The sequence below is a fragment of the Stenotrophomonas sp. YJH_SMC_120 genome, from assembly GCF_059368675.1.
This window is the reverse complement of sequence record NZ_JCAFRY010000018.1, coordinates 1-17,979: the sequence shown is the minus strand read 5'-3', so window position 1 is coordinate 17,979 and position 17,979 is coordinate 1. Positions and strand designations below refer to the sequence as shown.

The window sequence follows — 17,979 nt, the reverse complement described above, 5'->3', positions numbered from 1 at the left end:
CGCCCATGTCGAAAGCCGCGCATCCGCTGCGTCACGCCATCGCCCTGTCCGTTGCCCTGCTGCTGGCGGCCTGTTCACAGTCGCAGGTGGAAAACAGCGAGAAATCCGCCGCCGATCCGGGCCATGCCAGTGGCGAACACGGCTCTTCTTCTTCGGCTGGCCTGCCTGCAGGTCGCGAGGCCGCCGGTGAAGCCCGCGCCAAGGTGAAGGGCAAGGCCACCAACCAGAGCTGCATCGACTGCCACGGGGCCGATGGCAATGCGCCGATCGATCCGAGCTATCCGAAGCTGGGTGGGCAGTACGGTGACTACCTGGCGCATGCGCTGCAGGCCTACCGCGCCGGTGACCGCCAGCACATGTTGATGACGCCACAGGCGAAGGACCTGAGTGATCAGGACATCGCCGATCTGGCGGCGTATTTCGGCAGCCGGCCGAGCCAGCTGCGGGATCTGCACGGGGTCAAATGACCGCAGGCCCCGGTGGGTGCGGATCGTTGATTGGTGAGTGCGGACCGTTGGTCCGTACGCAGGTGTAACCGGCTTCGGTGGGTGCGGACCTTGGTCCGCACTGATGCCACCATCCACGCATCGCGTGGATCTACTGATTCTCGACTCGATCAATCGGCGCACTGCTGGCGCCGACCGATACTCAGCCTTCCAACTCTTCCCAGCGCGCGTACGCGGCATCCAGCTCGGCCTGCACCTTGGCCAGCTGCTGGGTGTGCGCGGTCACTTCGGCGCTGCTGCGGGTGTAGAACGACGGGTCGTTCATCGCCGAGGTCAGGCCTTCGACATCGCCTTCCAGCTTCTCGATGGTCTTCGGCAGCTGCTCCAGTTCGCGCGCTTCCTTGTAGGCCAGCTTGCGCTTGGGTGCGGCCGGAGCTGCGGTAGCCGGGGTGGCCGGCGCAGCGGCCGCCGGCTTGGCCGCAGGGGCCGCGGCAGGCGCTGCGATGCTGGCCGCATAACGCTGCCAGTCGCTGTAACCGCCCACGTACTCGCCGATCACGCCATCGCCTTCCATCACCAGCGTGGAGGTGACCACGTTGTCGATGAAGTCACGGTCGTGGCTGACCAGCAGCAGGGTGCCGGTGTATTCGCCCAGCAGCTCTTCCAGCAGCTCCAGCGTTTCCACGTCCAGGTCGTTGGTCGGTTCGTCCATCACCAGCAGGTTGGACGGCTGCGCGAACAGCTTGGCCAGCAGCAGGCGGTTGCGCTCGCCACCGGACAGGCGGGTAATCGGCGCACGCGCGCGCTCCGGGGTGAACATGAAGTCCTGCAGGTAGGCATGCACATGCTTGCGCTTGCCGTTGAACTCGAGGAAATCGCGGCCTTCGGCGACGTTCTCGATCGCGCTCCAGTCTTCGCGCAGCACAGCGCGGTACTGGTCGAAATACGCGATCTGCAGGTTGGTGCCGGCGTTGACTTCGCCCTTGGCCGGCTGCAGTTCGCCCAGCAGCAGCTTGAGCAGCGTGGTCTTGCCGCTGCCGTTGGGACCGATCAGGCCGATGCGGTCGCCGCGCATGATGGTGGTGGTGAAATCGCGGACCATGGTGCGCTCGCCGAAGGCGAACGAAATGTCCTTGACGTCGATGACCTTCTTGCCGGAGCTGACGCCCTGCGCGGCCTCCATCTTGACGTTGCCGCTGAGGTCGCGACGCTGCGAACGCTCCACGCGCATCGCCTTCAGGCGGCGCACGCGGCCTTCGTCGCGGGTGCGACGGGCCTTGATGCCCTGCCGGATCCAGACTTCTTCCTGCGCCAGCAGCTTGTCGAAGCGGGCGTTTTCCTGCGCCTGCGCATTGAGGCGTTCCTCGCGGCGGCGCTCGTAGTTGGCCCAGTCGCCTGGCCAGCTGGTGACCTGGCCGCGGTCGATCTCGACGATGCGGGTGGCCAGGGCACGCAGGAAGCGACGGTCATGGGTGACGAACACCACGCTGCCGCTCCAACCCTTCAGGAACGCTTCGAGCCAGTCGATGGCTTCGATGTCCAGGTGGTTGGTCGGTTCGTCCAGCAGCAGCACATCGGGGCTGGACACCAGCGCGCGGGCGAGCAGCACGCGGCGCTTCATGCCGCCGGACAGGCGGCCGAACTCGGCCTCACCATCCAGGTCGAGCTTGGTCAGGGTTTCGCTGACGCGCTGGTCCAGGCCCCAGCCGTTGGCGGCATCGATCTTGGCCTGCACGTTGCCGAGGGCTTCGCCATCGAAGACTTCGGCATGGCTGAGGTGGTGGAATTCGGCCAGCCATTGGCCCAGCTCGCCAAGGCCGTCGGCGACGACGTCGAACACCGAGCCGGCCGCGCCGTGCGGCACTTCCTGCTCCAGGCGGGTGACGCGCACGCCCTGCTGCACGCGGACTTCGCCGTCATCGGGCTTGTGGTCGCCGGACAGCAGCTTGAGCAGGGTGGATTTGCCGGCGCCGTTGCGGCCGATCAGGGCGATGCGTTCGCCCGGCTCGATCGACAGTTCGGCCTTTTCCAGCAACAACGGGCCGCCGACGCTGAAGTCGACGTTCTGCAGAGTAATCAGAGGCATCCGGATATTGTACGGGTTGGGGGCGTCGGCCGGGTTGCACCCGGCACCCGCGGTAGTGCCGGCCGCTGGCCGGCAACTTCAACGGCAACGTGAAAAGCTGGTTTCCTGTGGGATGGCGGAGCGGTGTGGGTCTGCAGGACACGCCGTAACCCCCCCTCCGGGGTCCGGCCCAGCCGCTGGCGGCTGTGCGTTCGGGCACTTGCGAAGCAGTGCTTCGCAAGCAAAGCGCCCTCACCCTTGGGGGCTCGATGGCGCCATCCATGGCGCCAACGGTCCTGCAGACCCACACCGCCCCGCCCCTGACAGTTTCCCGCGATCTGTCGGAACGGCATTCTGCTCTGGTGGGTGTCGACCTTGGTCGACACATGGGAATCTGATGAATTACCCCACGTCCCCCAACAACGCCTGCAACCCCGGCAGCCATTGTTTGCCCGGGTGGCGTACAAGCCACAAGGTGCGCTGCAGGGCGGGCAGCGGGGTCTCGAGCACGCGCAGGCGGCCCAGGGCCAGCGGCTCTTCCAGCGCATGGCGCGAGAGGCAGGCCAGGCCGAGGCCGGCGATGGCGGCCTGCTTGATCGCTTCGGTATTGCCCAGCTGCAGCGTCTGGGCGAAGCCACGCAGATGCGGCAGCAACGCCTGCTCCACCGCCTCGCGGGTGCCCGAGCCGGGCTCACGCAGCAGCCAACGTGCGCCGCGCAGCTGCTCCAGCGACCAGCGCGCCGGGGCATCGGCGGCAGCCACGATCACCAGCGGGTCCTGCTGCCAGGCGGTCACCTGCAGGCCGCGCTCGTGGCAGGGGCCTTCGATCAGCCCGGCGTCCACATCCAGGCGCTGCACGGCGGCGACCACGCCGGCGCTGTTGTCGATGCGCAGATCGACCTCGGCCTGCGGTGCCTGGCGCAGCAGCTCGGCGATGCGCGGCGGCAACAGGTAGTTGCCGATGGTGGTACTGGCGGCCAGTACCAGCCGCAGGGGGGCGCCCTGGGCCGGGTCGCCGCCCGCAGCCAGCTGCCGTTCGAGGTCGGCAGCGTTGACCAGCAGCGTACGCGCCGGCTCCAGCAGCGCGCGGCCGTGCCCGTTCAGGGCCAGGCGACGGCCGATGCGGTCGAACAGCGGCGTGCCGAAGTGTGCCTCCAGTTCCTGCAGGGCAGCGCTGCTGGCCGACTGGGAGAGCGCGATGGCCTGGCCCGCAGCGGTGGTGCTGCCGTGGTCAGCGATGGCGACGAACACCTGCAGCTGGCGCAAGGTCAGGCGCATGGGAATTACCCGCTTGATAGGTAGGTTTCACCCATATTATTCGTTTTACAGGTCAACGGTGCGGGCGCACGCTTGCACCGTCACTTCAACCCTGCCTTCGCCATGAACGCCCCTGCCCTGTCACCCTGGTCCCTGCCCGCCCTGCGCCAACGCTGGCAGCCGCGCCTGCCCGGCCTGCTGCTGGTCGGCCTGGTGGCGGCGGCGTCGCTGTACCTGGCCGAGCTGCCCTGGCTGCAGGCCCACGGCCTGAGCGCGCTGACCGTGGCCATCGTGGCCGGCATCGTGGTTGGCAACACCGTCTACCCGCGGTTGGCGCCAAGCAGTGCGGCCGGCGTCGGGTTCTCCAAGCATTGGCTGCTGCGCGCCGGCATCGTGCTGTACGGCCTGCGCCTGACCTTCCAGGACATCGGCCATGTCGGCGTGGCCGGTGTGCTGATGGACGTGCTGGTGGTCGCCAGCACCTTCGGCCTGGCCTGCTGGCTGGGCGTACGCGTGTTCCGGATGGAACGCGAGGCCGCGATGCTGATCGGTGCCGGCAGCGCGATCTGCGGCGCGGCGGCGGTGATGGCCGCTGAACCAGTGGTGCGCGGCCGCGCGGCACAGGTCACGGTGGCCGTGTCGACGGTGGTGGTGTTCGGCACGCTGGCGATGTTCCTGTACCCGGCGCTGTATGCGCTGGTGCAATCGCACGGCTGGCTGGCGATGGACGCACGGCAGTACGGCCTGTTCACCGGTGCGACGGTGCATGAAGTGGCGCAGGTGGTGGCGGCCGGCCGTGCGGTCAACGAAGCGGCGGCTGATACCGCAGTGATCACCAAGATGGTGCGGGTGATGCTGCTGGCACCGTTCCTGGTCGCGCTGTCGCTGTGGCTGGCGCGGGGCGGCAAGCCCAGCGCCGACGGCGGCAAGGCACGCATCGTGGTGCCGTGGTTCGCGTTCGGTTTCGTGGCGGTGGCCGGCTTCAACTCGCTGCATCTGCTGCCGGCTGGCCTGCAGGCCCGGCTGGTGCAGCTGGACACGGTGCTGCTGGCGATGGCGATGGCCGCGCTGGGCCTGACCACCCACGTCTCGGCGCTGCGCCAGGCCGGCCTGAAGCCGCTGCTGCTGGCGTCGATCCTGTTTGCCTGGCTGTTGTTCGGTGGCCTGGCGATTCATCAGGGCGTGCTGGCGGTGCTGGGCTGAGGGCAGTGCCGACCAACGGTCGGCACCCACCAGTGGATGGCGGCTCCATTTGGGGGTCAGAGCCCTTTCCTGCGGAAAGGGATCCGACACCCCGCCCCATTAGACGGGACCTGCCGCGCGGACGGGTACAATGCGCCATGACTGACTTCTCGACCCTGCCGCTGAGCCCGGCCCTGCAGCCCGGCCTGGATGCCCTCGGCTATACCACCCTCACCCCCGTGCAGGCGCAGAGCCTGCCGGCCATCCTGGATGGCCGCGATGTAATCGCACAGGCACCCACCGGCAGCGGCAAGACCGCCGCCTTCGGCCTGGGCCTGCTGCAGTCCATCGACCCCAGCCTGATCCGCGTGCAGGCGCTGGTGCTGTGCCCGACCCGCGAACTGGCCGACCAGGTCGGCAAGCAGATCCGCAAGCTGGCCACCGGCATCCCCAACCTGAAGCTGTTGCTGCTGGTCGGCGGCGTGCCGCTGGGCCCGCAGCTGGCCTCGCTGGAAGGCCATGACCCGCACGTGGTGGTCGGCACGCCCGGCCGCGTGCAGGAGCTGGCACGCAAGCGCGCGCTGAATCTTGGCGCGGTGCGCACGCTGGTGCTGGACGAGGCCGACCGCATGCTCGACATGGGCTTCGAGGAGCCGATCCGCGAGATCGCCGGCCGCACCCACAAGGATCGCCAGGGCCTGCTGTTCTCGGCCACCTTCCCCGACAGCATCCGCGCCATGGCGCGTGACCTGCTGCGCGATGCGGTGGAAGTGACCGTGGAAGGCGCCGACCAGACACCAGCCATCCGCCACCTGTTCTGCGAGGTGGAACCGGCGCATCGCCAGAAGGCGCTGGCCGGCCTGCTGCTGAAGTACACGCCGGAATCGGCGGTGGTGTTCTGCAACACCCGCAAAGACGTGGACGAAGTAGCCAACTCTCTGCAGCAGTTCGGCTTCTCGGCACTGGCCTTGCACGGCGACATGGAGCAGCGCGACCGCGAGGAAGTGCTGCTGCTGCTGGCCAACCGCAGCTGCAACGTGCTGGTGGCCAGCGATGTAGCCGCACGTGGCCTCGATGTGGAAGAGCTGGCGGCGGTGATCAACTACGAGCTGCCGACCGACGTGGAGAGCTACCAGCACCGCGTGGGCCGTACCGGCCGTGCCGGTGCCAGCGGCCTGGCGATCAGCTTGGTGGCCGGCCGCGAAAAGACCCGCGCCGAAGCCATCGAAGCGCAGATGGGGCAGCCGCTGGACTGGCAGAAGACGCCGCTGGCAACCTCGCGCCCGGCCGAACTGCCGCAGGCCGCGATGCGCACGCTGCGGATCGACGGTGGCAAGACCGACAAGCTGCGCCCAGGCGACATCCTCGGTGCGCTGACCGGTGATGCCGGCCTGTCGAGCAAGTTCATCGGCAAGATCGCGATCTTCCCGACCCGCTCCTACGTGGCGATCGCCCGTGAGCAGGCCAGCAAGGCCGTGGCCAAGCTGGAAGCCGGCAAGATCAAGGGCCGTCGTTTCCGCGTGCGGATGATGTGATTGAAGCAGCGTTGCCAACCACGGCTGGCAATGATCTGACCTGGTAGTGGCCAACCTTGGTTGGCCCATCCCTGGAGTCAATCGCGAAAAGCGCTGCCAACCAAGGTTGGCAACTACCGGTTCCCGGCCATTCGCCCTGGTAGATGCCAACCTTGGTTGGCACCTGTCCTTCGATCAGAACACCAGTTCGGTGTACAGCGGCAGATCCGATTCCCAGCGGGCGCGACCACCCAGGCCGTCCAGTTCGACCAGCACGCCGGCACCGACCACGTCAACGCCCAGGCGGCGCACCAGCGACAGCGCAGCGACCAGCGTGCCGCCGGTGGCCAGCACGTCGTCGATGATCGCCACGCGGGCCCCGGCCGGCAGCGCGTCGGCGTGCACTTCGATGCAGTCACTGCGGTATTCCAGCGTGTATTCCTCGCGCAGCACCTGGCCCGGCAGCTTGCCCGGCTTGCGCACCGGCACGAAGCCCACGCCCAGTTCCAGCGCCATCGCGGCGCCGAGGATGAAGCCACGCGATTCGATACCGATCACCGCGTCCAGCTTCTGGTCGCGCCAACGGTCGGCCATCGCGGTGATGGCACCGCGGAAGTCCTCGCCATGGGCGAGCAGCGGCATGATGTCCTTGAAGAGGATGCCGGGCTTGGGGAAGTCGGCGATGTCGCGCAGGCGGGAGGCCCACTGCGGAGCGACGATGGCGTCGGTCATGTCACATTGGCTATCTGATGGCGGCATAGGGTACCTGTTCCGGGCGCCGCCTGCCTGTTGGGGGTGTTCGGCCGGGCTGCGCCCGGCGCCTGCGGTAGTGCCGGCCGCTGGCCGGCAACCTCAACGGCAACAGCAACAGCAAAGGCAACAGCGGGTTTCCTGTGGGATGGCGGGGTGGGTCCGGTTGCGGGAGACGCCGTAGACCCATCCATGGGGGCTTGGCCGCGGCATCCATGCCGCGGACACTCCCGCAACCGGACCCACCCCGCCTTCGACAGATTTCTGCGATCTGTCGGGCATTGCGTTCTGTAGGTCCACGCCATGTCTGGATGAATCTTCATCGAAATCGAGTATTTCGAAGATTGAACGAAGAGCATCCACGCATGGCGTGGATCTACCGTGTCGACCAAGGTCGACACCTACCAACAGCCGCGGGAATCTGTCGGAGGTGGGGCGGTGTGGGGCTGCAGGACCGTTGGCGCCATGGATGGCGCCATCGAGCCCCCATGGACGGGTTTACGGCGTGTCCTGCAGCCCCACACCGTCCCGCCAGACCATCAGCAATCCAGAGCCGCTTTGGCTTTGGCCGTTGCTTGCGCGGTGGCCTCTGCAGGTGCAGGGCGCAGCCCTGCCGAAACCCACCCTCAGGAACTGCAGGACAGCATCGAGCAGCCAGCGCGGTTGTCTGCCCACGCCGGGCGCTTGCCGGCGAAGTGTTCCAGCCCCGCACGCTCGGTGTATGGATCGCGCAGCACGTCCTGCAGTGCGTGAACACCGCCGAGGTCACCCTGCTCTGCGCGGTCGATCGCCTCCTGGGCCAGCCAGTTGCGCAGCACATACAGCGGATTGGCTTTGGCCATCTTCGCCGCGCGCTCACTGGCCGAAAGTGGATCGGCCTGCAACCGCGCCGCGTAGTCCTGCAGCCACTGCTGCAACGGCGCCTGCACCGCCTGCTGGCGCGACTCGTCGTAGTACACCGCATCCAGCACGCCCACGTCTGGCGCCGCTGGATCAACCCGCATCAGCGCACGCCAGGCCAGGGTCATGTCCATGCCGCCGTCCTGCATCAGCTGCTGCCAGCGCTGGTAGAGCCCCAGGTCGTCATCGTCGGCGGCGGCCAGGCCCAGCTTGGCTGCGGCATCGCGTCGGGTGCAGGCCACGAAGGTGGACTGGTAGGCCGCCAGACCGGCCTGCAGCGGCGCCACATCGGCAAACAACGGCGACAGCGCCTGCGCCAACCGGCTCAGGTTCCAGTACGCCACCTGCGGCTGGGTACCGAAACGATAACGGCGGCCCTGTGCGTCGGTGGTGTTCGGCGTCCAGTCCGGGTCGAAGTCCTCGACCCAGCCATAAGGACCGTAGTCGAGCGTGAGGCCGAGCACGGACAGGTTGTCGGTGTTCATCACGCCATGCACGAAACCGACGCGCATCCAGTGCGCGATCATCTCGGCAGTGCGCACCGCGATCTGCGCGAACCAGTCGCCGTACAGCGCCTCACCCTGCCCTTCAAGCTCCGGAAAGTCGCGGGCGATGCACGCGTCGACCAGCTGCCGCAACAAGGCAGTTTCGCCGCGTGACGCTGGCAGTTCGAATGAACCAAAGCGCAGGAACGAGGGCGATACCCGGCACACGATGGCGCCGGGCTCGGCACGCGGGTGGCCGTCGTAGAACATGTCGCGTACCACGTCTTCGCCGGTGCCGACCAGCGACAACGCGCGCGTGGTCGGCACGCCCAGGTGATGCATCGCTTCGCTGCACAGGAATTCGCGGATGGATGAGCGCAGCACTGCGCGGCCATCAGCACCCCGCGAATACGGCGTGGGACCGGCACCCTTCAGCTGCAGTTCCCAATGACGGCCATCCGGTGCGACCAGTTCGCCCAGCGAGATCGCGCGGCCGTCGCCGAGCTGGCCCGCCCATTGGCCGAACTGATGGCCACCGTAATTGGCCGCCCACGGCTGCATGCCGGCGTACAGCGCATTGCCGCCGAACACCCGCGCGAAGCCTTCGCTTTCGACTTCAGCGGTATCGAAGCCGAGCATCGTGGCAACCTCCGGCGACCAGGCCAGCAGCGTGGGGGCTGCCACCGGCGTCGGCATCACCGGCGACCAGGCGGCGCCCAGTACTTCGCGGCGGCGCGGGCCGGATTCGGGATCACCCGGCAGGGCATGCAGCAGGCGGTTGTCGAAACGGGGGCTGTCGGTATCCATGGGGTTGAAGATGGGGGCGGCCGCCGCCCGCCTCAATTGCCGCTGAGCGCCTGCAGATGCCCGCCATGGGCTTCGGCGCGCTGGTACGCCGGCCGCTCGCTGATGCGCTTGAGGAAGCCACGGAGCGCCGGCTTGTCGTCGAGGCCACCACCCCGTGCGGCCGCGGCCTGGATCGGGAAGCTCATCTGGATGTCGGCTGCGCTGAACCGCTCACCCGCGAACCACGGGCTTTCGGCCAGGCGGCGCTCCATCCAGTCCAGGTGCAGGCGCCGCTGCGGACCGATGAAGCCACGCTCGGCCTTGTCGGCGATGCTGCGCGCGATCGGGCGCGCGAAGAACGGCATCGGCGCGTTGCGGATGCGGCCCATCACCAGGGTCAGCAGCAGCGGCGGCATCGCCGAGCCTTCGGCGTAGTGCAGCCAGTAGCGATAAGCGATGCGTTCGGCCCCGTCGGCCGGTATCGGTGACGGCGACAGCTGGCGTTGGGTGTCATAGCGATCCGCGAGGTAGTCGAGGATGGCACCGGACTCGGCCAGCACCAGTTCGCCATCCTGCAGCACCGGCGACTTGCCGAGCGGATGCACGTTGCGCAGTTCGGGCGGTGCCAGCAGCGTCTTCGGATCGCGGGGATAACGGCGCAGTTCGTAGTCCAGCCCCAGCTCCTCCAGCATCCACAGCACACGCAGGGAACGGGAGTTTTCCAGGTGGTGGACGATGCGCATGGAGATGATCCTTGGGGAGGCCCACATCGTACCGCGCCAGCTGCATGCCCCTTGTAGAGTCGAGCGTGCTCGACTGCTTTCCAGAGACAGTCGAGCACGCTCGACTCTACAAAGCAGCAGGCAATAAAAAACGCCGGAAGCTTTCGCTTCCGGCGTTCTGGCTACCAAACGGTAGCAGACGGATTAGACCGCCTGCACCTGGTCAGCCTGCATACCCTTCTGGCCCTGGACGGCGATGAAGGTAACCTTCTGGCCTTCCTGCAGGGTCTTGAAGCCGGTGCCCTGGATGGCACGGAAGTGCACAAACAGGTCCGGGCCGCTTTCCGGGGTGATGAAGCCGAAGCCCTTGGCGTCGTTGAACCACTTGACGGTGCCGGTCTGACGATCAGACATTTGACTAACTCCTGAAACACATGTTGAAAAAATCGCAGCCACCGGGTATCGGGGCCGAGACTGAGTTGCAGGCGTTGGTAAAGCGGATCGATGAGCGGATCGTGAGATCAACTGCACCAGGCCACGATTCACGGTGACCCTAGCAAACACAGTGGGACGAACGATACGCGTGTTTTCTGCAAAAAGCGATAGCCCGGACGTTCATCGGCTGGCCCCGCCCGCTAGACGTGACAAGGGCTGGCAGCCGATCGAGGCTAACCCCGAGTCCCCATTCAGGATTTTCCTACCCTACACTGGGTAAATGACTGAAGCTGAAACCCAAGCTGAACCCGCCCTCCCCCGCATCTGGGTGGACGCGGACGCCTGCCCCACCGTCATTCGCGACATCCTGTTCCGTGCCGCTGAACGCGTTGGCATCGAGCTGACTCTGGTCGCCAACCAGTGGATCCGGACCCCGCCCTCACGCTGGCTGCGTTCGATCCAAGTGCCCCAGGGCCTGGACGTGGCCGACAGCGCCATCGTCGAACGGGTCGCTGCCGGAGACCTGGTCGTCACCCAGGACATCCCGCTGGCCGCGCTGGTGCTGGAGAAGAAGGCTGTGGCGCTGAACCCGCGCGGCCAGCTGTACACGCCGAACAACATGGCCGAGCGGCTGTCGATGCGCAATTTCATGGAAGAACTGCGCGGCGCCGGGGTCCAGACCGGCGGCCCGCCGCCACTGGGCCAGCGCGACCGGCAGCTGTTCGCCGCCGAGCTGGACCGCTGGCTGGCGCGGCGCCCGGTTCGCTGAACGGCCCTACCCGCTCTGGCCGGGCAGGCACAGGCGGCGCTGGCTGCTGAACCGCCGTGGCTCCCCGCTCAATGGGTCATCGAAGGCCAGCCCCTGCGCCAGCAGCTGCAGGGGCGACTCGAACGTGTCATCCCGGCGCGGCCTCAGCTGCGGATACAGGTCATCGCCCTCGATGGGGGCGCCCAGCGCGGCCATGTGCACGCGCAGCTGATGCTTGCGACCGGTTTCCGGCTTCAGCCGGTAGCGCCAGACCGGCCCTTCGGCCTCGATCGGCTCGATCAGGCTGCGCGCATTGGGCTCGCCCGGCACTTCGGCCATGCGGAAGAACGGCTCCCCCGGCACCAGACGACTGTCCCGCAGCAACGGAAACGCCAGCCCGGGCAGCGCCGGTGCCAACGCCTCATAGGTCTTCTCGATGCGCCGCTCGCGGAACAGCCGCTGATAGGCATCGCGCGTGGCTGCCTGGGTCGAGAACAGCACCAGGCCGGCGGTCAGCCGGTCCAGGCGGTGCAACGGCGCCAGTTCGGTGTTGCCGGTGCGTGCGACCAAGCGCGACAGCAGGGTTTCGCGCACATACCCACCGGCCGGCGTTACCGGCAGGAAGTGCGGCTTGTCGGCCACCAGCAGGTGCGCATCCAGATGCAGGATGGTCTCAGCGAAGGGAATCACCGGCTCGTCGGCAACCTCGCGGAAGTACTGGATTTCCAGCCCCACCTGCCAGGGCATGTCCGGCGCCAGTGCCCTGCCCTGCGCATCCTGCACACGGCCTCGGGCGAAGCGGTCCTGCCATTGCGCGCGACCGATGCGCGGGAAACGCGCGCACAGGCCATCGAGCAGGCTGGGCCAGTGGCCGGGGGGCAGCTGCAGGTGGCTGGGCAGGGTCATGGCGTCCATTCCGGCCACGGGAAAGAGCGCCAAGAGTGCCACCGTTGACGCTGCGCAGACAGCCCGGCAACGGACACCCTTGGAGCAAACCTCTATCATTGACGTCTTTAGTCCACGGATCCCCCATGGCTCTTACCGCCACCATCCGCAAGGCCGAACTGCAGATCAGCGACATGGATCGCGGCTACTACGCGACCCACAACCTGACCTTGGCCCAGCACCCGTCCGAGACCGACGAACGACTGATGGTGCGCCTGCTCGCCTTCGCGCTGAACGCCGGCGACCGCCTGGAATTCGGCCGCGGCCTGAGTACCGACGATGAGCCGGACCTGTGGGAACACGACTACACCGGCGACATCCTGCAATGGATCGACCTGGGCCATCCCGACGAATCCCGCATCCGCAAGGCCAGCAACCGCAGCCGACAGGTGCAGGTGGTCAATTACGGCGGCAACGCCTCGGAGATCTGGTGGGGCAAGCAGGGCAAGGGCCTGGCGCGCTTCGACAACCTGTCGGTGGTTGACCTCGATGGTGCCTTCGTCGAACTGTGGGGCCAGCAGATCCAGCGCGCGATGCGCTGGAGCGTGCTGATCCAGGACGGTGAAGTGCAGCTGCTCAACGATCAGATGCAGCTCGACGTGGTCCCGAACTGGCGCAAGCGCGCCAAGGCATGAGCACGATCCGTTGCGACGTGGTGGTCATCGGCGCCGGCGCGGCCGGGCTGATGACCGCGATCACGGCTGGCCAGCGCGGCCGCCAGGTGCAGGTGATCGACCATGCCAACAAGGTCGGCAAGAAGATCCTGATGTCCGGCGGTGGCCGCTGCAACTTCACCAACACCGGCACCACCCCGGCCAACTTCCTGTCGGCCAACCCGCACTTCTGCAAATCGGCGCTGGCGCGCTACACGCCCTGGCACTTCATCGAGCTGGTCAGCAAGCACGGCATCGCCTATCACGAAAAGGAGCTGGGCCAGCTGTTCTGCGACATCTCGTCCAAGCAGATCGTGAAGATGCTGGTGGACGAATGCCAGGCGGCCGGCGCGCAGATCCGCACCGGGTGCAGCGTGCAGCGCATCGAGCACGGCAGCGACGGTTTCCGCGTGCACACCACCCATGGCCTGTTCCACAGCGCCTCGCTGGTGGTGGCCACCGGCGGCCTGTCGATTCCGAGCATGGGCGCCACCGGCTTTGGCTACGAGATTGCCCGCCAGTTCGGCCATCAGGTGCTGCCGACCCGCGCCGGGCTGGTGCCGCTGACACTCAGCGGCAAGCACCAGGAACGGCTGGCTGATCTGAGTGGTGTCGCCCTGCCGATCGAGGCGCGCTGCAACGGCAAGAGCTTCCAGAACTTCATGCTGCTGACCCATCGCGGCGTGAGCGGCCCGGCGATCCTGCAGATCTCCTCGTTCTGGCAACCCGGCGATGCGCTGGAGCTGGACCTGCTGCCCGGCCAGGATGCCGGCGAGTGGCTGCGCCAGATGAAGCGCGAGCGCCCGGCCGCCGAGCTGCGCACGGTGCTGGCCGAGGTACTGCCGAAGCGGCTGGCGCAGCGCCTGTGCGAGCACTGGCTGCCCGACCGGCCCGTGCGCCAGCTGGACGAGCCGGTGCTGCGCCAGGCCGCGCAGCTGCTGGGCGCGTTCCCGCTGGTGGCCAGCGGCACCGAGGGCTATCGCACCGCCGAAGTCACCCTGGGCGGCGTGGATACCGCTGAGGTGTCGTCCTCGACGATGGAATCCAAGCGCGTACCCGGCCTGCATTTCGTCGGCGAGGTGCTGGATGTGACCGGCTGGCTGGGCGGCTACAACTTCCAGTGGGCCTGGGCCAGCGGCCACGCGGCCGGTGGCGTGGTGTGAACCAGATCGCCGTTCGATGCGTGCAAGGGGCGCGCGCATGGACGGTTCGCCGCGCATCGTGTATCTAGATTCGCAGATTGGGGAGCAGTGCATGCAGAACGCGAACGACATCACCATCCGCCTGCTGATCGTCGATGACAGCGGCGAGAATGCCGAAGCCATTGTCAGCACGCTGCGCAACAGCGGCATCGCGGTGCGCCCTTGGCGTCCACAGGATGCGGCCGAGCTGTCCCAGGTGCTGTCCAGCCAGGCCATCGACCTGGTGCTGGCGTCCCCCTCGCAGGGCATCCCGCTGCCGCTGGTGGCCCAGCACATCGCCGCCAGCGGCAAGGACATTCCGCTGGTGCTGCTGGCCGATCGCATCGACGAGGACGAGCTGGTGCAGGCCAGCAGCCACGGCATCCGTGCCCTCGCCCTGCGCCAGCGCTCCGAGCATCTGTTGGCCGTGGTCCGCGACCAATGGGTGGACCTGCAGGCCCGTCGCGGCCTGCGCCGCATCGAGGCGCAGATGCGCGAGACCGAGCGCCGCTGCGATGCGCTGATCGCCTCTTCGCGCGATCCCATCGCCTACGTGCACGAAGGCATGCACATCCGTGCCAACGATGCCTACCTGGAAATGTTCGGCTACGAGCAGTTCGACGACATCGAAGGCATCTCGCTGCTGGACATGGTCGCCGCGCAGCATGTGGAAGGCTTCAAGCAGCTGCTGAAGGGCCTGAGCCGTGGCGAGGCGCCGCCGCCGCAGTACCAGCTCGATGCCCGCCACGAGGATGGCAGTACGTTCGCGGCAACCATGGAATTCACCGCTGCCACCTACGAAGGCGAATCCTGCCTGCAGGTGGTGCTTCGCCGCCGCATGGAGTTCGATCCGGAGCTGGCCCGCGAGGTCGAGGACCTGCGCCAGCGCGATCAGGTCACGGGCCTGCTCAACCGCCCGACCTTCATGCTGCAGCTGGAAAGCGCAGTGGCACAGGCCGGGCGCAGCGAAGGCCAGTTCGGCCTGCTGCTGATCGAGCCGGACCACTACGCGCGCCTGCTCCCGGACATCGGCCTGGCCTCGGCCGACGCGCTGATCGGCGCCCTTGCCGGCCTGCTGGCCGAGGTCGTTGGCGAGGACGCGCAGCTGGCCCGCTTCGGCGAACACAATTTCGCCGTGCTGCAGGCCGGGCCCTACGCGCAGACCGTGGCACTGGCCGAGCGCATCCGCGAAGCGTATGCAGCGCATGTGTTCAGCATCGGCGCGCGCTCGGCTACGGTGACGGTCAGCATCGGTGGCGTGCAGGTGGGCGAGAAGATCGCCAGCATCGGCCAGGTGCTCGCACGCGCCAGCGAGTGCACGCATGCCGCCGCCGAACTGGGCAATACCTGCCGCATCTTCGACCCGGCTGCGGCCGACCGCGTCGAGGAAGAACGCGTGCTGCGCTGGGTCACCCGTATCCGTGAAGCACTGGCCGGCGACGGCTTCCAGCTGCACTACCAGCCGGTGCTGAACCTGCAGGGCGAGCCGCTGGAGCTGTACGAGGCCTACCTGCGCCTGGAGCACAACGGCGAACTGCTGAGCCCGACCGCGTTCCTGGGCATCGCCGAGGAGTACGGCCTGCTGGCGGAGATCAACCGCTGGGTGGTTTCGCAGGCCATCGCCGTACTGGGTCAGCGCGCACGCCAGGGCCACGCCACCCAGGTACTGGTGAAGGTGACGCCGGAATCGTTCGACGACCCCGAGATGATCGCCACCCTGCGGCGCGAGCTGCAGGCGCAGGGCGTGCCCGGCGAACGGCTGTGGCTGCATGCGCCGGAAGCGAAGGTGTTCACCCACCTGCGCAGTGCGCAGCAGTTCCTTGCCGAAGTGGCGCCACTGGGCTGCCGCATCGGGCTGGAGCAGTTCGGTTCGGGATTGGACTCGTTCCAGCTGCTCGCCCACTTCCAGCCGCAGTTCCTCAAGCTGGACCGCGGTTTCACCAGCGATCTGGCGGCCACCCGCGAGAACATCGACCGCATCAGCCAGATCACCGCACGCGCGCAGGAGGCCGGCATCCGCACCATCGCCGAGTTCATCAGCGACGCCAATTCGATGACCCTGCTGTTCAGTGCCGGCGTGGATTACGTGCAGGGCGACTTCGTCGGCCCGGCGCTGCCGGAGATGGGGTTCGAGTTCGGGTGACCGCGGTAGTGCCGGCCGCTGGCCGGCGTCCTTGGTCCCCAGGGTTGCCGGCCAGCGGCCGGCCCCACCAAAAGAGAAGGCCGGCTTTCGCCGGCCTTTTCATTGATCAGGTCATGTCGACCAGATTGTCGATCTTCACGTCCGGATTGACGTCGGCCTCGTAGTCGACACCCTCCACGCCAAAACCGAACAGGCGCAGGAAGTCGGCCTTGTAGCCGGCCAGGTCGCTGATCTCGTACAGGTTCTCATTGGTGACCTGCGGCCACAGCGCGACCACCTTGCCCTGCACGTCTGCCGCCATTTCCTTGTAGTCGGCACGCAGGCGGCCTTCCTCGTCGACCAGCGCGACGGTATGGCCATCGCCATCGACCAGATCGTGGCGCAGGCGATCGATCGCCACGCCGTCGGCCTTGCCGCCGTAGAGGATGTCGTACAGCACGTCCAGCTGCTCGATGCAGCCTTCGTGGGTGCCCTTTTCCTTCATCACCTTGAACAGCAGCGACAGGTAGAGCGGCATGGTCGGAATGGCCGAGCTGGCCTGTGTAACCACGGCCTTCAGCACCGACACGCGCGCGTCGCCGCCGATTTTCGCCAGCTTTTCGCGCAGGCCCAGCACCTTGGTGTCCAGGTCCTTCTTGGCGGCGCCGATCGAGCCGTTCCAGTAGATCGCCTGGGTGATCTCTTCGCCCACGTAGGTGAAGGCCGTGGTGGTGCAGCCGTTGGCCAGCACGCCGGCGTCGGCCAGCGCGTCGATCCACATCTGCCAGTCTTCGCCACCCATCACCGCGACGGTGCCAGCGATCTCTTCCGGGGTAGCCGGCTGCAGGGTGGTTTCCGTGATTACTTCCTTGTCGGTATCCAGGCCGCGCAGGGTGATCGGCTCGCCGATCGGCTTCAGCGTGGAGCTGATGACTTCACCGGTCCTGGGGTGCTTGCGACGCGGCGCCGCCAGGCTGTAGACGACCTGGTCGACCTGGCCGAGATCGGCCTTGATCATTTCGATGGTCTTCGCCTTCACTTCATCGGAGAAGGCATCGCCGTTGATGCTCTTGGCGTACAGGCCGGCTTCGTCGGCGTACTTGTGGAACGCGGCCGAGTTGTACCAGCCCGCGGTGCCCGGCTTGGATTCGGTACCCGGGCGCTCGAAGAAGATGCCCAGGGTCGCGGCGCCGCTGCCGAAGGCAGCGGTGATGCGCGCAGCCAGGCCGTAGCCGGTGGAGGCGCCGATCACCAGCACGCGCTTGGGGCCGTTCTGGATCGGCGGACGCGCGCGGATGTAGTCGATCTGCTGCTTGACCGCGGCCTCGCAGCCGGTCGGGTGGGTGGTGACGCAGATGAAGCCGCGGACGCGCGGTTTGATGACCATGGATACCTCGGGTTGGCAGATGCGGCGCACGGGGCGCTCAGCAGGAATACGGGCGCGCGCCTGCGCGCGCGAACCGCAGGATCGTAGTGCGCGGGGGCCGAATGCACAACCGACGCTGGCGTAGGGTTGTGTTTGTTTTGCAGGGTTGCACCCTGCACCTGCGGTAGTGCCGGCCGCTGGCCGGCAACCTCAACAGCAACGTCATAAGCTGGGTTCCTGTGGGTTGGCGGGGTGGGTCCGGTTGAGGGGGGCGCTGCAAGTCCCCCTCCGGGGCCCGGCCCAGCCGCTGGCGGCTGTGCGTTCGGGCGCTTGCGAAGCAGTGCTTCGCAAGCAAAGCGCCCTCACCCATGTAAGCTCGGTCGCCGCATCCATGCGGCTCACGCCCCCGCAACCGGACCCAC

Annotated in this window: 15 protein-coding genes; 7 read left to right on the top strand and 8 right to left on the bottom strand. The window is 67.4% G+C overall.

What is annotated here, in order from left to right; translation table 11 throughout:
- Positions 1-5 precede the first annotated feature (5 nt).
- The gene (locus tag AC5P60_RS17370; RefSeq protein WP_483692798.1) at positions 6-467 is read left to right on the top strand and encodes a c-type cytochrome; all 462 of its coding nucleotides are present in this window, start codon (positions 6-8) and stop codon (positions 465-467) included.
- 181 nt (positions 468-648) lie between these two features.
- Here AC5P60_RS17370 and AC5P60_RS17365 read toward each other — a convergent pair whose 3' ends face one another.
- Positions 649-2,532, bottom strand: a complete 1,884-nt coding sequence (locus tag AC5P60_RS17365; protein WP_005409272.1) for an ATP-binding cassette domain-containing protein — start codon at positions 2,530-2,532, stop codon at positions 649-651.
- Positions 2,533-2,913: 381 nt separating this feature from the next.
- Positions 2,914-3,789 carry a LysR family transcriptional regulator gene (locus tag AC5P60_RS17360; RefSeq protein WP_033834910.1) on the bottom strand — a complete coding sequence of 292 codons (876 nt, stop codon included), beginning with the start codon at positions 3,787-3,789 and terminating at the stop codon, positions 2,914-2,916.
- A 102-nt stretch (positions 3,790-3,891) separates the two neighbouring features.
- On the opposite strand from AC5P60_RS17360, the gene AC5P60_RS17355 reads away from it, so the two are divergent.
- Both AC5P60_RS17355 and dbpA read left to right on the top strand, forming a co-directional pair.
- Positions 3,892-4,971 (top strand): YeiH family protein, encoded by a 1,080-nt coding sequence (locus AC5P60_RS17355; protein WP_033834911.1) that lies wholly within the window; start codon positions 3,892-3,894, stop codon positions 4,969-4,971.
- Positions 4,972-5,108: 137 nt separating this feature from the next.
- Complete coding sequence (dbpA, locus tag AC5P60_RS17350; RefSeq protein WP_483692799.1) at positions 5,109-6,485, top strand: ATP-dependent RNA helicase DbpA; 1,377 nt, start codon at positions 5,109-5,111, stop codon at positions 6,483-6,485.
- 174 nt (positions 6,486-6,659) lie between these two features.
- Here the strand turns inward: dbpA and AC5P60_RS17345 are convergent, their stop codons facing one another.
- From AC5P60_RS17345 to AC5P60_RS17330, 4 genes are all read right to left on the bottom strand, one after another.
- Complete coding sequence (locus AC5P60_RS17345; protein WP_285309950.1) at positions 6,660-7,196, bottom strand: adenine phosphoribosyltransferase; 537 nt, start codon at positions 7,194-7,196, stop codon at positions 6,660-6,662.
- 644 nt (positions 7,197-7,840) lie between these two features.
- A complete protein-coding gene (locus tag AC5P60_RS17340) occupies positions 7,841-9,406 on the bottom strand; it encodes a protein adenylyltransferase SelO (RefSeq protein WP_483692800.1) in 1,566 nt (521 codons plus the stop codon).
- A 32-nt stretch (positions 9,407-9,438) separates the two neighbouring features.
- On the bottom strand, positions 9,439-10,128 hold the full coding sequence (locus tag AC5P60_RS17335; RefSeq protein ID WP_049402535.1) for a glutathione S-transferase family protein: 690 nt from the start codon (positions 10,126-10,128) through the stop codon (positions 9,439-9,441).
- 183 nt (positions 10,129-10,311) lie between these two features.
- Positions 10,312-10,521 carry a cold-shock protein gene (locus AC5P60_RS17330; RefSeq protein ID WP_004153307.1) on the bottom strand — a complete coding sequence of 70 codons (210 nt, stop codon included), beginning with the start codon at positions 10,519-10,521 and terminating at the stop codon, positions 10,312-10,314.
- 301 nt (positions 10,522-10,822) lie between these two features.
- Here AC5P60_RS17330 and AC5P60_RS17325 point away from each other — a divergent pair, with 301 nt between their 5' ends.
- Complete coding sequence (locus tag AC5P60_RS17325) at positions 10,823-11,311, top strand: YaiI/YqxD family protein (RefSeq protein ID WP_005409265.1); 489 nt, start codon at positions 10,823-10,825, stop codon at positions 11,309-11,311.
- Positions 11,312-11,317: 6 nt separating this feature from the next.
- On the opposite strand, the gene AC5P60_RS17320 is transcribed toward AC5P60_RS17325, so the two are convergent.
- Positions 11,318-12,196 (bottom strand): pseudouridine synthase, encoded by an 879-nt coding sequence (locus AC5P60_RS17320; protein ID WP_099604703.1) that lies wholly within the window; start codon positions 12,194-12,196, stop codon positions 11,318-11,320.
- Positions 12,197-12,321: 125 nt separating this feature from the next.
- Here AC5P60_RS17320 and AC5P60_RS17315 point away from each other — a divergent pair, with 125 nt between their 5' ends.
- The 3 genes from AC5P60_RS17315 to AC5P60_RS17305 all read left to right on the top strand — a co-directional run bounded on the left by AC5P60_RS17315 (position 12,322) and on the right by AC5P60_RS17305 (position 16,212).
- Positions 12,322-12,870, top strand: a complete 549-nt coding sequence (locus AC5P60_RS17315; protein WP_005409263.1) for a YaeQ family protein — start codon at positions 12,322-12,324, stop codon at positions 12,868-12,870.
- Complete coding sequence (locus tag AC5P60_RS17310) at positions 12,867-14,051, top strand: BaiN/RdsA family NAD(P)/FAD-dependent oxidoreductase (RefSeq protein WP_049449849.1); 1,185 nt, start codon at positions 12,867-12,869, stop codon at positions 14,049-14,051. The genes AC5P60_RS17315 and AC5P60_RS17310 overlap by 4 nt, the downstream gene beginning before the upstream one ends.
- A 91-nt stretch (positions 14,052-14,142) precedes the next feature.
- A complete protein-coding gene (locus AC5P60_RS17305) occupies positions 14,143-16,212 on the top strand; it encodes an EAL domain-containing response regulator (RefSeq protein ID WP_483692801.1) in 2,070 nt (689 codons plus the stop codon).
- Positions 16,213-16,318: 106 nt separating this feature from the next.
- Here AC5P60_RS17305 and fabV read toward each other — a convergent pair whose 3' ends face one another.
- Complete coding sequence (fabV, locus tag AC5P60_RS17300) at positions 16,319-17,578, bottom strand: enoyl-ACP reductase FabV (RefSeq protein ID WP_164223292.1); 1,260 nt, start codon at positions 17,576-17,578, stop codon at positions 16,319-16,321.
- Positions 17,579-17,979: the final 401 nt, after the last annotated feature.

Coding starts and splice junctions, on each gene's coding strand:
- AC5P60_RS17345 (WP_285309950.1), bottom strand. CDS start 7,196: ATGACCGACGCCATCGTCGCTCCGCAGTGGGCCTCCCGCCTGCGCGAC.
- AC5P60_RS17305 (WP_483692801.1), top strand. CDS start 14,143: ATGCAGAACGCGAACGACATCACCATCCGCCTGCTGATCGTCGATGAC.
- AC5P60_RS17310 (WP_049449849.1), top strand. CDS start 12,867: ATGAGCACGATCCGTTGCGACGTGGTGGTCATCGGCGCCGGCGCGGCC.
- AC5P60_RS17340 (WP_483692800.1), bottom strand. CDS start 9,406: ATGGATACCGACAGCCCCCGTTTCGACAACCGCCTGCTGCATGCCCTG.
- AC5P60_RS17315 (WP_005409263.1), top strand. CDS start 12,322: ATGGCTCTTACCGCCACCATCCGCAAGGCCGAACTGCAGATCAGCGAC.
- AC5P60_RS17320 (WP_099604703.1), bottom strand. CDS start 12,196: ATGACCCTGCCCAGCCACCTGCAGCTGCCCCCCGGCCACTGGCCCAGC.
- AC5P60_RS17365 (WP_005409272.1), bottom strand. CDS start 2,532: ATGCCTCTGATTACTCTGCAGAACGTCGACTTCAGCGTCGGCGGCCCG.
- AC5P60_RS17360 (WP_033834910.1), bottom strand. CDS start 3,789: ATGCGCCTGACCTTGCGCCAGCTGCAGGTGTTCGTCGCCATCGCTGAC.
- AC5P60_RS17335 (WP_049402535.1), bottom strand. CDS start 10,128: ATGCGCATCGTCCACCACCTGGAAAACTCCCGTTCCCTGCGTGTGCTG.
- AC5P60_RS17330 (WP_004153307.1), bottom strand. CDS start 10,521: ATGTCTGATCGTCAGACCGGCACCGTCAAGTGGTTCAACGACGCCAAG.
- fabV (WP_164223292.1), bottom strand. CDS start 17,578: ATGGTCATCAAACCGCGCGTCCGCGGCTTCATCTGCGTCACCACCCAC.
- AC5P60_RS17370 (WP_483692798.1), top strand. CDS start 6: ATGTCGAAAGCCGCGCATCCGCTGCGTCACGCCATCGCCCTGTCCGTT.
- AC5P60_RS17325 (WP_005409265.1), top strand. CDS start 10,823: ATGACTGAAGCTGAAACCCAAGCTGAACCCGCCCTCCCCCGCATCTGG.
- dbpA (WP_483692799.1), top strand. CDS start 5,109: ATGACTGACTTCTCGACCCTGCCGCTGAGCCCGGCCCTGCAGCCCGGC.
- AC5P60_RS17355 (WP_033834911.1), top strand. CDS start 3,892: ATGAACGCCCCTGCCCTGTCACCCTGGTCCCTGCCCGCCCTGCGCCAA.